At 74.2% G+C, this 14,716-nt stretch carries 3 protein-coding genes; all 3 read right to left on the reverse strand.

Annotated features, from left to right (window positions below):
• Positions 1–1,751, reverse strand: a 1,751-nt coding sequence (locus ACVCAG_RS45395) for a type I polyketide synthase (RefSeq protein ID WP_447191650.1), incomplete at its 3' end; no start/stop codon positions are given.
• A gap of 29 nt (positions 1,752–1,780) precedes the next feature.
• Positions 1,781–12,757, reverse strand: coding sequence for a type I polyketide synthase (locus tag ACVCAG_RS45400; RefSeq protein ID WP_447191651.1), 10,977 nt, complete (start codon positions 12,755–12,757; stop codon positions 1,781–1,783).
• 33 nt (positions 12,758–12,790) lie between these two features.
• A partial coding sequence (locus tag ACVCAG_RS45405) for an SDR family NAD(P)-dependent oxidoreductase (protein WP_440089812.1) occupies positions 12,791–14,716 on the reverse strand: 1,926 nt, incomplete at its 5' end.

Below are 14,716 nucleotides of genomic sequence, written 5' to 3' on the forward strand. Positions count from 1 at the left end.
GCCGACGACTCCAGCAGCTCAACCCCCATCCCCAGCCACTGCGACCCCTGACCGGGAAAGACGAACACCGTCTTACCCGTGGTTCCCGCCGCTCCCTCGACGGCGCCCGACACCGTGCCGGAGGCGAACCGCTCCAGGGTCGCCGTCAGCTCGGCCCGGTCCCCCACCACCACGGCCCGGCGCTCGAAGGCCGACCGCGACACCGCCAGCGAGTGCGCCACGTCGGCCAGACCCAGCTCGCCGCGCTCGGCCGTCCACGCCGCCAGCCGCCCGGCCTGTGCCCGGAGCGCCTCGCTCGTCTTCGCCGACAGCACCCACGGCGCCACCGGCGCCTCGGCGGGCGCCTCGGCCTCGACCGCCTCCTGGGCGGGGGCCTCCTCGATGATCACGTGCGCGTTGGTGCCGCTCATGCCGAACGAGGACACGCCCGCCCTGCGCGGTTCCGCGCCGGCCGGCCAGGGACGGGCCTCCTTCAGGAGCTCCACGTCGCCCGCCGTCCAGTCGATCTGCTCGGAGGGCTCCTCGGCGTGCAGGGTGGCGGGCATGACGCCGTTGCGCAGGGCCATCACCATCTTGATGACCCCGGCGGCGCCCGCGGCGGCCTGGGCGTGGCCGATGTTCGACTTCACCGAGCCGAGCCACAGCGGCCGGTCCTCGGGCCGGTCCTGGCCGTACGTGGCCAGGATGGCCTGCGCCTCGATCGGGTCGCCGAGCGCGGTACCCGTGCCGTGCGCCTCGACGACGTCGACCTGGACGGGCGCGAGCCTGGCGTCGGCCAGCGCTTGGCGGATCACCCGCTGCTGCGAGGGACCGTTCGGCGCGGTCAGCCCGTTGCTCGCGCCGTCCTGGTTGATCGCCGACCCGCGGATCACCGCCAGGACCGGGTGGCCGTTGCGGCGCGCGTCCGACAGCCGCTCGACCAGGAGCACGCCGGCGCCCTCGGCGAGCGCCATGCCGTCGGCGGCGTTGGAGAACGCCTTGGAACGCCCGTCCCTGGCCAGCGCGCGCACCCGGCTGAAGCCGACGAACGTGCCGGGGGTCGCCAGCACGGTCACCGCTCCGGCCAGCGCCATCGTGCAGTCGCCGTTGCGCAGCGCGCGCACCGCGAGATGGAGCGCGACCAGGGACGACGAGCAGGCGGTGTCGATGGTGACGGCCGGGCCCTCCAGTCCCAGGGTGTAGGAGATGCGGCCGGAGACCACGCTGGTGGCGACGCCGGTCATCATGTAGCCCTGCAGCTCCGGCGGCGCCTGCGTCATCATCGTGAGGAACTCGGGGCTGTTGGCGCCCACGAACACGCCGGTCCTGCTGCCGTGCAGGGTGGCCGGGTCGATGCCGGCCCGCTCGATCGCCTCCCACGAGGTCTCCAGCAGCAGCCGCTGCTGCGGGTCCATCGCGACGGCCTCACGCGGGCTGATCCCGAAGAAGCCGGGGTCGAACTCGGTGATGTCGTGCACGAACCCGCCCTCGGCGACGTACGAGGTGCCGAACGCGTCGGGGTCGGGGTTGTAGAGCGTCTCCAGGTCCCAGCCGCGCCCCTCGGGGAAATTCGAGATGGCGTCGGTCCTGTCGGCCACGACCCGCCACAGGTCCTCCGGGCTCTCGACCTCTCCCGGGTAGCGGCATCCGATGCCGACGATGGCGATGGGCTCGTGGTCCTTCTCCTCGGCCGCGTGCAGGCGCTTCTTGCTGTCGTGAAGCTCGGTCGTCACTCGCTTCAGGTACTCGACGAGCTGTGCTTCTGTTGCCATCTGCCTTCCTCTCTCGCTACTACGCCTGCTCAGGAGATGCCGAGCTCGTTGTCGATGAAGTTGAGAATCTCGTCCGCCGTCGCGTCGGCCAGCCGGCCCGCCACGTCCTCCTCCGCCGGTCCGGAGTCCGGCCGTCTCTCCTTCCAGGAGAAGAGCAGCTGCTCCAGCCGGGCCGTGATGTCCTCGGAGGTCGCGCACTCGGCCGCGACGACGGCCAGCCTGGCCTCGATCCGGTCGAGTTCGGCCAGGATCTGCTGGTCCGCGCTGTGCGCCGGTGGCGCGATCTCCTCCAGCAGGTGCCCGGCCAGCGCGGCGGGGTTGGGGTAGTCGAAGACCAGCGAGGCGGGGAGCCGCAGCCCGGTGGCGGTCTTGAGGCGGTTGCGCAGCTCCACCGCGGTCAGCGAGTCGAAGCCGATCTCCTTGAACGCCCGGCCGGGCTCCACCACCTCGGACCCGGCGAAGCCGAGCACCGCGGCCACGTGGCTCCGCACCAGGTCCAGCAGCATCGGCGTCCGGTCGGCCTCGGGAAGGGCCGCCAGCCGGTCGGTGAGGGACTCGGCCTCCTGCGACTCGGCCGCCACGACGCGGCGGGCCGTGGTCCGCACCAGGCCGCGCAGCAGCGGGTGCCCGAAGCCGGCCGCCGCGCCCGCGCGCAGCGTGGCGAGATCGAGCCGCATGGGCACGAGTGCCGCCTGGTCCGCGCCCATGGCCAGGTCGAACAGGTCGAGGCCCTGGTCCAGGTCGAGCGCGCCCATCCCGGACCTGTTCAGCCTGCCGATGTCGGCCTCGTCCAGGTGGCCGGTCATCCCACTGCCGCTCCGCGGCGACCACAGGCCCCAGGCCAGCGACGTCGCCGCCTGCCCGCGTGCCCGGCGGTGCTGGGCGAGCGCGTCCAGGAAGGCGTTGGCCGCCGCGTAGTTGCCCTGGCCGGGGCTGCCGAACACGCCGGCCGCGCCCGAGTACAGCACGAACCGTGCCAGGCCGAGCCCGGCGGTGAGCTCGTGCAGGTTGACGGCCGCGGTGACCTTCGGCCGCAGCACGGCCTCGACGCGCTCCGGGGTGAGCGAGGAGATCATCCCGTCGTCCAGCACGCCCGCCGTGCTGAGGACGCCGGTCAGCGGGTGCTCGGCGGGGATCTCCGCGAGCAGCGCCGCCAGGGCGTCCCGGTCGGCCGCGTCGCACGCGACGATCCGTACGGTGGCGCCCAGCCCGGTCAGCTCCTCCTCCAGCGCGGCGGCGCCGGCGGCCTCGGGGCCGCGGCGGCCGGCCAGGACCAGGTGCCGCACCCCGTGCTCGGTGACCAGCCGTCTGGCCGCGAGCGCGCCGAGCGCGCCGGTGCCGCCGACGACGAGCACGGTGCCCTCGCCGTCGAGCTCTGCCGGCATGGTCAGCACGACCTTGCCGATGTGGCGGGCCTGGGCGACGTGCCGGAACGCGTCGCCGGCCCGGCGGACGTCCCAGTCGCGGATCGGCGGCAGCCGGAGCGCGTCCCGCTCGAACAGCGCGACGATCGTGGCGAGGATCTCGCCGGTGCGCGCCGTGTCGAGCCGGGTGAGGTCGAAGTCCTGGTAGCGCGCGGGGAGCACCGCGGCCGGATCCCGCACGTCCGTCTTGCCCATCTCGATGAACCGCCCGCCGGGACGCAGCAGCCCGAGCGAGGCGTCGACGAACTCGCCGGCGAGGGAGTTGAGCACCACGTCCACCCCGGCGCCGAAGGTCCGCGCGAACTCCAGCGTCCGCGAGGAGGCGATCCGCTCGCGGGGGACGCCCAGCGCGTGCACCGCGTCCCACTTGCCCTCGCTGGCGGTGCCGTAGACCTCGGCCCCCAGGTGGTGGGCGAGCTGCACGGCGGCCGTCCCGACACCGCCGGCGGCGGCGTGCACCAGCAGCGACTCGCCGGCGCGGAGATCGGCCAGGTCCACGAGCGCGTGGTAGGCGGTGACGAAGGCGATCGGCACGGACGCCGCCTCGGTGAACGTCCACCCCTCGGGGATGCGGACGAGCAGCCGGTGGTCGGCGACGGCCAGCCGGGCGAAACCGTCGACGATGCCCATCACCCGGTCGCCCACCGCCAGCGTGGTGACGTCGTCGGCGACCTCGGTGACGACGCCCGCGCCCTCCCCGCCCATGGGGGCGTCGCCGGGGTACATGTCCAGGGCGATCAGCACGTCGCGGAAGTTCAGCCCCATCGCCCGGGTGGCGATCCTGACCTCGCCGGGGGCCAGGGGCGGGTTGTCCGCCGGCAGCAGCGTCAGGTTGTCGACCGTGCCACGGCCGTTCACGTCCAGCCGCCAGTTGCCGGTCCCGGCGGGCGGGACCAGCGCGGTGCCGCGCCCGGATCCGGCGCGAGCCAGCCTGGGCACGTACGCCGTCCCCTCGCGGAGCGCGAGCTGGTTCTCCCCGCCGGCCAGTACGGCCGGCAGCGCCCGGTAGGAGTCCGGGTGGCCGTCCAGGTCGAGCAGGATCAGCCGGTCGGGGTTCTCCGACTGCGCCGACCTGGCCAGTCCCCAGACGGCGGCGTTGCGCAGGTCCGCGACCTCGTCGTGGCCGGTCGCGGCGACGGCGCCGTGGGTGATGAGGACCAGCCGCGAGGACGGGAAGCGCTCCTCGGCCAGCCAGGTCCGCAGCAGGTCGAGCACCTCGCAGGTACGGTCGGCGACGGCCGCGGCCAGCGCGCCCGCGGGCCCGCCGTCCAGCGACACGCACACCAGGTCGGGCACCTGTTCCGTCGCGAGGAGCGCGGCCAGGCTGTCGTGGCGCGCGGCGTCGATCCCGGCGCGGGACAGGCCGGCCGCGTCGCCGACGGCGGCCCACCGCTGCCCGGCCGGCGCCTCTCCCGCCGGGACGGGCACCCAGTCGAGGGCGTAGAGCGAGTCGCGTGCCGTACCGGCGGCCGGGACGGTGCCCGCGGCGGGCAGCGGGCGCAGCAGCAGGGCCGCCACGTCGGCGACCGGGGCGCCCGCCTGGTCGGTGACGGTGAGCGCCACGCGGCCGGCCTCCCGGATCGACAGCCGGGCGCGGATCGAGGTGGCCCCGGTGGCGTGCAGCCGCACGCCGGTCCAGGCGAACGGCATCTGCGGCCCGGCCTGCGCGCCGGTCGCGTGCAGCGCGATCGAGTGCAGCGCCGCGTCGAGGAGCGCGGGGTGGAGGCCGAACCCGCCGGTGTCGGTGCCCTCCGGCAGGGCGACCTCGGCGAAGACCTCCTCGCCACGCTGCCAGACGGCGTGCAGTCCCTGGAAGGTGGGGCCGTAGCCGAGACCGGCCTCGGCCAGCCAGCCGTACATGCCGGACACGTCGATGGCCTCGGCGCCCTCGGGCGGCCAGGCGGCGGTGTCCTGGACCGGTCGCTGCGCGGCGCCGGTCGCGAGGACGCCGACGGCGTGGCAGGTCCACGGGTCGTCGGACAGCCCGCGGTCGGGCCGCGCGTGGACGGCGAGCGTGCGCCGTCCCTCGTCGTCGGGCGCGCCGACGGCGAGCTGCAGCTGGACCGCGCCCCGCTCCGGCAGGGTGAGCGGCGCCTGGATGGTGAGCTCGTCGACGAGGTCGCAGCCGACCTCGTCACCGGCGCGCAGCGCGAGCTCGACGAAGGAGGTTCCCGGCAGGATCGCCTGCCCGTTGACCGCGTGGTCGGCGAGCCACGGGTGCGTCCTCAGCGAGAGCCTGCCGGTGAGCAGGACGCCCTCCGCGCCGGCCAGTGACACGGCCGCGCCGAGCATGGGGTGGCCCGCCGCGCCCAGGCCCGCGGCGCCGACGTCACCGGCGGTGGCGGTGCGCTCCTCGAGCCAGAAGTGCTGGTGCTGGAAGGCGTAGGTGGGCAGGTCGACGACGCTCGGCCGGGCGGGGGCGATGGCCCGCTCCCAGTCGACGTCGCCGCCGCGCACCCACAGCTCGGCCGCGCTGGACCACATCCGGCGCTGGCCGCCCTCGTTGCGCCGCAGGGTGCCGATGGCCGTGACGTCGTGGTCGGCCGCGTCGGCCGTCTCCTGGACGGCCATGGTCAGCACGGGGTGGGCGCTGCACTCCACGAACACGCCGTGTCCCTGCTCCATCAGCGCGCGCACCGACGGCTCCAGCTGGACCGGTCGGCGCAGGTTGGTGTACCAGTACCCGGCGTCGAGCTCGGCGCCTTCGATCCAGCCGGCGGTCACGGTGGAGAAGAACGGCGTGTGGCCGGTACGCGGCGCGACCGGCGCCAGCAGCGTGGCGAGCTCGTCCTCGATCGCGGTGACATGCGCCGAGTGCGAGGCGTAGTCCACCTCGATCCGCTTGGCCCGCACCCCGGCCGCCTCGCAGTCGGCGAGCAGCTCCTCCAGCGCGTCCACGTCACCGGAGACCACCGTGGAGGCCGGGCCGTTGATCGCGGCGATCGACACCCGGTCGTCCCAGCGGTCCAGCCGCTCGGCCGCCTCGGCCGACGGCAGCGCGACGGAGACCATCCCGCCCCGGCCGGCCAGCGCCACGATCGCCCGGCTGCGCAACGCCACCACCCGGGCGCCGTCCTCCAGCGACAACACGCCGGCGACCACCGCGGCGGCGATCTCTCCCTGGGAGTGGCCCACCACCGCCGTCGGCTCGACCCCGAGTGACTGCCACAGCTGGGCGAGCGAGACCATCATCGCCCACAGCACCGGCTGGACCACGTCCACCCGGTCGAAGCCCGGCTGGCCTTCCTCGGCCCGCAGCACCCCGGTCAGCGACCAGTCCACGAACTCCGACAGCGCCGCCTCGCACTCCGCCATCCGCGCCGCGAACACCGCGGAGGAGTCCAGCAGCTCGACACCCATCCCCGGCCACTGCGACCCCTGGCCCGGGAAGACGAACACCGTCTTGCCGCCCGAGCCTGGTGTGCCCTCGACCACCCCGGTGACGGCGGCGCCGTCCGCGAGCCCGTGCAGCCCGGCGAGCAGTTCGTCGCGGTCCGTGCCCACGACCACCGCGCGGTGGTCGAACGCGGACCTGGAGACGGCCAGCGAGTGGGCCACGTCCTCCGGGCGCGCCTCGGATCCGGCGACCGCCCGCGCCAGCCGTCCGGCCTGGTCGCGCAGGGCCTGGGCGTTCCGCCCCGACAGCACCCACGGCACCGCGGGAAGCGCGGGCAGCTCAGAGGGCGCCTGCGCCTCGTCCTTCTGGGCGGGGGCCTCCTCCAGCACCACGTGCGCGTTCGTGCCGCTGATGCCGAACGACGAGACGGCGGCGCGGCGCTCGCGCCCGCTGTCCGGCCAGGTGACGGCCTCGGTCAGCAGTTCCACGCTGCCGGCCGACCAGTCCACGTGCGGGCTCGGCTCGTCCACGTGCAGCGTCTTCGGCAGCACGCCGTGCCGCAGGGCCATCACCATCTTGATGACCCCGGCCACGCCGGCCGCCGACTGGGTGTGGCCGATGTTCGACTTCACCGAGCCGAGCCACAGCGGCCGGTCCTCGGGCCGGTCCTGACCGTACGTGGCGAGCAGCGCCTGCGCCTCGATCGGGTCGCCGAGGGTGGTGCCCGTGCCGTGCGCCTCGACCGCGTCCACGTCCGCCGGCGACAGGCCCGCGTTGGCCAGCGCCTGGCGGATCACCCGCTGCTGCGAGGGACCGTTCGGCGCGGTCAGGCCGTTGCTCGCGCCGTCCTGGTTGATCGCCGACCCGCGGATCACCGCCAGGACCGGGTGGCCGTTGCGGCGCGCGTCCGACAGCCGCTCGACCAGGAGCATGCCGACGCCCTCCGACAGTCCGAAGCCGTCCGCCGAGCCGGCGAAGGACTTGCACCGGCCGTCCCTGGCGAGCGCGCCCTGCAGGCTGAAGCCGATGAAGCCGAGCGGGGTGCACATCACCGTGACACCACCCGCCAAGGCCAGGTCGCAGTCGCCGTTGCGCAGCGCCTGCACCGCCAGGTGCAGCGCCACCAGCGACGACGAGCACGCCGTGTCGACCGTGACCGCGGGCCCCTCGAGCCCCATCGCGTACGCGACGCGACCGGAGGCGATGCTGCTCAGCGTGCCGGTGACCAGGTGCCCGATGGACTCCAGCGGCACCTGGTCGGAGTGGCGGCCGTACTCCTCGTAGGCCGCGCCCACGAACACGCCGGTCCGGCTGCCGCGCAGCGAGCCGGGGTCGATGCGGCCGTGCTCGATCGCCTCCCAGGAGGCTTCGAGCAGCAGCCGCTGCTGCGGGTCCATCGCGAGGGCCTCACGCGGCGAGATCCCGAAGAACTCGGGGTCGAACTCGCCCGCGCCGAGCACGAAACCGCCGTCCTGCGTGTACGAGGCGAAGACCGCCTCCGGGTCCGGGTCGTAGATCCCCTCGACGTCCCAGCCCCGGTTGTCGGGCAGCCGGGAGATGGCGTCCTCGCCCTCGGCGACCAGCCGCCAGAGGTCGTCGGGGCCGTTCACCCCGCCCGGGGTGCGGCAGCTCATCCCGACGATCACGATCGGGTCGTCGGACACGTCGCCGCGATCCCTCCCGGCGGTCGCGACGTCCTCCTGCACGCCCAGGATCTCGGTCCTGGCCAGCTCCGCGAGCGCCTTCACGTTCGGGTAGTCGAAGACCACGGTGGCCGGCAGGCGGATGCCCAAGGCGAGGTTGAGCTTGCCGCGCAGCTCGACGGCCGTGACGGAGTCGAAGCCGAGGTCGCGGAAGGCCCGGTCGACGCCGACCTCTGACGGGTCCGCGTAGCCGAGCACGCCCGCCACCTCCTTGCGGACCTGGGCCACCAGGAGGCGGGTCTGGTCCTGCGGGCTGAGCCGGACCAGCTGGGCGCCCAGCTCGGACACCTCCCCGGCGCCCGCGCCGGTCTCGCCGCCGGTCTCGAGCACCGCGACGGCCTCGGGGACGCCCTCCAGCAGGGGGCGCCTGCGGGCGATGGCGAAGAGCGGGGCGAAACGCGGCCAGTCGATGTCCGCGATCACAAGGGTGGTCTCGTCGTCGTCCAGTACCTGCCAGAGTCCCTCGACGGCCGTGAGCGGGTCCATGTAGCGGACGCCGCTTCTGCGGGCGTCGTCCTCGCCGAGCAGCGTGGTCATCCCGCCGCCCGCGGCGTCCCAGAAGCCCCAGGCGATCGCCGTCCCGGGAAGGCCTCGGGCGCGGCGGTGGGCGGCGAGCGCGTCGAGGAACGCGTTGCCCGCGGCGTAGGCCCCGTTGTGGGAGCCGCCCCAGACACCGGCACCGGAGGAGAACAGCACGAAGGCGTCGAGCGGGCCGGCGAAGAGCTCGTCCAGGTGGGCCGCGCCGGTGATCTTGGCCTGGGTGGCCTCGGCCAGCTCGTCGCGGCCGAGGTCGAGTAACGGCTGGATGTGCGGGACACCCGCGGTGTGGAAGACCGACCGGATGGTGTCGCCGCCCGCCTCGACCTCGCCGACCAGGGCGGCGAGCGCGGCGCGGTCGGCCACGTCGCATTTGGCGACCGTGACCCGCGCGCCCAGCCCTTCGAGTTCGGCCACGAGCTCCGTGACGCCGGGGGCGTCCGCGCCGCGCCTGCTGGTGAGGAGCAGGTGCTCGACGCCGCCGCGGGCGAGCCGGCGCGCCACGTGCGCGCCCAGGCCGCCGGTGCCTCCGGTGATCAGGGCGGTGCCGCGCGCCTGCCAGCGTCCGGCCGGGCCCGTCCGCCGCCTGGGCGCCCTGGTCAGCCTCCTGGTGAAGATCCCGGAGGCGCGGACGGCCAGCTGGTCCTCCTCCCCGGCTCCGGCGAGCACGCTCACCAGGCGGTTGAGGACGCGCGTGTCGAGGGTCTCCGGCAGGTCGACGGTGCCGCCCGGCCGGCCGGGGTGCTCCAGGGCGAGCACGCGGCCCAGGCCGGCCACCGCCCCCTGCTCGGGGTCGCGGACGAAGTCGACGCGGCTCACGCTCTCGCCGCCGTCGGTGCCGATCCACAGCGGCGCGTTCAGGCCGTCCGTGGCCTGAATCAGCGAGAGGGTCAGGGCCAGGTCGCAGTGCAGGGAGAGGACGCCCGCGGGCGCGATGTCGCCGTACGGCAGCGTCTCGCCGCCGAAGTCGTCGCCCAGCCCGATCACTTCGGTCCTGGCTCCGTGCCGCTCGAGGGCCTCGGCGACGGAGAGCACCGAGGCGTCGGCGGCACGCGCCGCCGGGACCGCGATCAGCCAGGTGCCGGACAGCGCGGAGGGCCTGGCGTCCGGCAGGGTGACGGGTTCCCACGTCACGTGGTAGCGCCACGAGTCCAGCACGCCCTGCTCGCGCCTGCTGCGCCGCCAGGACGACAGCGCGGGCAGCACCGCGGCCAGCGGCGAGCCGTCCTCGATGTTCAGCGTCGCGGCGAGCGCGGCCACGTCCTCGCGCTCCACGGCCGACCAGAACTCGGGGTCGACGGCGTCGGCCGCCTGCTCGGGCGCGGCGCTTCCCGGCATGAACCAGAAGCGCTTGCGCTGGAAGGCGTAGGTGGGCAGGTCGACGCGCCGGGGGCAGGCGTCGGCGAAGTAGGCGTCCCAGCCGACGACGACGCCCCTGCCGTGCAGGTGGCCGAGGGCCTCGACGAAGGCTCGCGCCTCGTCGCGGTCCTTGCGCGCGGTCGGCACGAAGGCGACGGCGTCGTCGCCGTCGAGGATCTGCCTGGCCAGGCTGGTCAGGACGGCGTCGGGGCCGATCTCGACGAACACCGTGGCGCCGCCGGTGCGGGCGGTGGTGACGGCGTCGGAGAAGCGGACCGCCTGCCGTACGTGGTTCACCCAGTAGCCGGGGTCGGTCAGCTGTCCCGCCTGGGCGCGCCTGCCGGTGACGTCGGAGATGATCGGCACCGTCGGCTCGTGGTAGGTCAGCGACCGGGCGACCTGGCGGAACTCGGCCAGCATCGGCTCGATCAGCGGAGAGTGGAAGGCGTGCGAGACGCGAAGCCTGCGGGTGCGGGCGTTCACCAGGGAGGCGATCTCCTCTATCGCGGCCTCACCGCCGGAGATCACCACGGCCTCCGGGCCGTTGACCGCCGCGATGCCGACGTCGCGCCCCTCCAGCAGCGGCAGCACCTCGGCCTCGGGGGCGGCGATCGCCAGCATCGCCCCACCTGCCGGAAGCGCCTGCATGAGCCGCGCCCGCTCGGAGACCAGCGTGCAGGCGTCGGGCAGCGAGAGCACCCCGGCCACGTGGGCGGCGGCGATCTCCCCGACCGAGTGGCCGACCAGCACCTCCGGGGTGACGCCGAGCGAGGTGAGAAGCCGGTACAGGGCGACCTCGAAGGCGAACAGCGCCGGCTGGGTCATCCCCGTCTCGGCCAGCACCTCTTCCGGACCGGAGAACATCGCCTCGCGCACCGGGTGCGGCAGCATCGGGTCCAGGACCTTGCAGACCTCCTCCAGCGCGTCGGCGAACACCGGGAACGCCGCCGAGAGGGACGCCCCCATGCCCACCCGCTGGCTGCCCTGGCCCGCGAACAGGAAGGCGAGCTGCCCGCCCGTCCCGGTTCCCGTGACGGTTCCCGGCAGGGCCGCGTTCTCCGCGAGGGCCTGGAGCCCGGCCAGGAGCTCGGCCCGGTCCGCTCCGACGACCACCGCGCGCCGGTCCAGCACGGCCCGGCCGGTCGCCAGGGACCAGCCGATGTCCTCGATCGGCAGGTCGTCGTGCGCGACCGCCCACGTGTGGAGCCGGCCGGCCTGCGCCGCGAGCGCCTGCTCGTCCTTGGCGGAGACCACCCAGGGCACCAGCGGGAGCGGCAGCCTCTCCGGCTCGGCCTCGTCGGGCTGGACGGGCGTCTCCTCGATGATCATGTGGGCGTTGGTGCCGCTGAACCCGAAGGCCGAGACGGCCGCCCGGCGCGGCGCGTCGTGACGCTTCCAGGGACGGGCCTCGGTGAGCAGCTCCACGGCGCCGGCCGACCAGTCCACGTGCTCGGTCGGCTCGTCCACGTGCAGCGTCTGAGGCAGCACGCCGTTCCGCAGGGCCATCACCATCTTGATGACGCCGCCGACGCCGGCGGCGGCCTGGGTGTGACCGATGTTCGACTTCAGCGAGCCCAGCCAGAGCGGCCTGCCGGGGGCCCGGTCCTGGCCGTAGGCGGTGATGAGCGCCTGCGCCTCGATGGGGTCGCCCAGGGTGGTGCCGGTCCCGTGGCCCTCCACCGCGTCGACCTGTGAGGGCGACAGGCCGGCGTCGGCCAGCGCCTCCCTGATCACCCGGACCTGGGAGGGACCGTTCGGGGCCGACAGCCCGTTGCTGGCGCCGTCCTGGTTGACCGCGCTGCCACGGATGACCGCGAGCACGTTGTGCCCGTTCGCCGTGGCGTCCGAGAGGCGTTCGAGCAGCAGCACGCCCACGCCCTCGCCCCAGCCGGTGCCGTTGGCCGCGCCGGCGAACGACTTGCACCTGCCGTCGCTGGCCAGGCCCCGCTGCTGGGAGAACTCGATGAACGTGTTCGGGGTCGCCATCACCGTGACGCCGCCGGCCAGTGCCAGCGAGCACTCGCCCCTGCGCAGGGCGTGCACCGCCAGGTGCAGCGCGACCAGCGACGAGGAGCACGCCGTGTCGACGGAGACGGCCGGGCCCTCCAGGTCCAGGGCGTAGGCGACCCGGCCCGAGGTGACACTGCCGAGCGCCTCCGCGCGGAAGTAGTCGTGGTACATGACCCCGGCGTAGACCCCGGTACGGCTGCCGCGGACCGACACCGGGTCGATGCCCGCGTGCTCGAAGGTCTCCCAGCACGTCTCCAGGAACAGCCGCTGCTGCGGGTCGGTCCCTATGGCCTCGCGCGGGGAGATGGAGAAGAATCCCGCGTCGAACTCGGCGGCGTCGTAGAGGAAACCGCCGTGCCTGGAAGTGGTCGTGCCCGGGTTGTCCGGGTCGGGGTGGTAGAGGTCCTCGCGCCAGCCGCGGTCGGCGGGGAACTCGGAGATCCCGTCACCGCCCTCGGCGACCAGCTGCCACAGCTCCTCGGGCGAGGTGGCCCCGCCCGGGTAGCGGCAGCTCATGCCGATGATCGCGATGGGCTCGTGGTCGCGGCCCTCGATCTCGTGCAGCTGCCGACGAGTTTGCTGGAGGTCGGCTGTAACCCGCTTCAGGTAGTCCCTGAGCTTGTCTTCGTTTGCCATCTCGGGTATTCCTTCTCAGCAGAAGCGCACAGGTCAGGAGACTTCAAGCTCGTTGTCGATGAAGGCGAACATCTCGTCGTCGGTGGCCGTCTCGAATTGGTCGGCCGCGCCGAAGCCGTTGAGGCCCGTCAGGAAGTCCTTGAGGCGGGCGACCAGCCGGTTGCGGGCGACGCTCTCCTCCGCCAGCCCGGTCACGGTGTTCTCGATCTTTTCGATCTCGGCGAAGAGCCGCAGGGTCTGCGCCTCCTCGTCCTCCGCCCCGTCGAAGTGGTCCACCAGATACTCGATCAGCTCGATCGAGGTGGGATAGTCGAAGACCAGCGTGGCCGGCAGCCGGAGCCCGGTGACGGTGCTGAGCCTGTTCCTGAACTCGACCGCGGTGAGGGAGTCGAAGCCCAGGTCCTGGAACTGGCGCTGGGGCTCGATCGCCGAGGCGTCGGCGAAGCCGAGGACCATGGCCGCCTGGCCGCGGACGAGGTCCGACAGTGCCGCCTGGCGCTCCGCGGGCTCCATCGCGGCCAGCCGTTCGGTGAGCCCGTGCAGGGCGCCCGCCCGGGGCATCGCCGTACGGGCCGTGGTTCTGGCCTGGACGAACCGGGCGGCGACCAGCGCCGGGAGGTCGTGGTTCAGGCCGGCGTCGAACAGGGCCAGCCCGTCCGCCACCGGCAACGGCTTCAGGCCCATGCGCTCCATGCGGCGTATGTCGGCCTCGGTGAGGTCGTCCGCCATGCCCCCGCTCTCCCACAGGCCCCAGGCCAGCGAGGTGCCCGCCAGTCCCTGTGACCTGCGGTGCTCGGCCAGGGCGTCGAGGAAGGCGTTGGCCGCGGCGTAGTTGCTCTGGCCGGCCCCGCCGAGCACCCCGGAGAGGGAGGAGAAGAGGACGAACGCGGACAGGTCGAGATGCCGGGTAAGTTCGTGCAGGTGCCAGGCCGCGCCGGCCTTGGGCCGCATGACCCGCTCCAGCCGCTCGGGGGTGAGCGCGGTGATCACGCCGTCGTCGAGGACGCCGGCCGCGTGCACCACGCCGCTCAGCGGGTGCTGGACGGGGATGGCCGCGATCAGTTGCTCCAGCGCGTCCCGGTCACCGACGTCGCAGGCCGCGACCGTGACCGTGGCGCCGAGCTCGGTCAGCTCGGCCACCAGGTCGGTGACGCCCGGGGCCTGCTCGCCGCGCCGGCTGGCCAGCAGCAGATGCTTGACCTGGTAGGTGGCGGCCAGGTGTCTGGCCACCAGCGCGCCCAGGCCGCCGGTGCCGCCGGTGACCAGCACCGTGGACTCCGGCCCGAACTCCAGCCGCTCGCACTCCGGTACGGCCGCGCGTGCCAGGCGCGGCGACCACAGCGCGCCCGACCGGACCGCGACCTGCGCCTCGCCCGAGGCGAGGGCCTGACCGACCGTTCTCGGGTCCAGCGGCCCGGCCTCCACGTCCAGCAGCACGAACCGGCCGGGCTGTTCCGCCTGCGCCGCCCGCACCAGACCCCAGACCGCGGCCTGCGCCGGGTCCGCGTCCTCGACCTCGGCGACCGCCACCGCGCCCCGGGTCACGAGCACCAGCCGCGAGGAGGCGAACCGCTCCTCGGCCAGCCACTCCCGCACCAGGCCCAGCGCCTGGTGCACCCCGGCCGGAACCTCGACCAGCACGCACTCCGCGATCTCACCGTCCAGCGAATCGGCGACCACCCACTCGGGCGCCTCCGCGGCGGCGGAAACGGCCGGAGCCGCACTCCACTCGAGCCGGTACAGGTTCTGCCCGGCGGTGTTGCCCAGGCCGGCCGTGGACAGGGCCCGAAGCGTGAGCGCCTCGATGTCGGCCACGGGTGCACCGCTGCCGTCGGCGATGTTCAGCGTGATGCCGACGCTCCCGACGTTGGCGGTGGCGTTTCTGGTCGCTCTGACGCGCAGGGTGGTGGCGCCGACCGCGTGGACCGACACCCCGTTCCAGGCGAACGGCAGATACGG

Source organism: Streptosporangium sp. G12, assembly GCF_052983175.1.

What these genes read in the sequence shown, in the direction of transcription:
- ACVCAG_RS45400 (WP_447191651.1), bottom strand. Translation starts at nt 12,757, where the DNA reads ATGGCAAACGAAGACAAGCTCAGGGACTACCTGAAGCGGGTTACAGCC.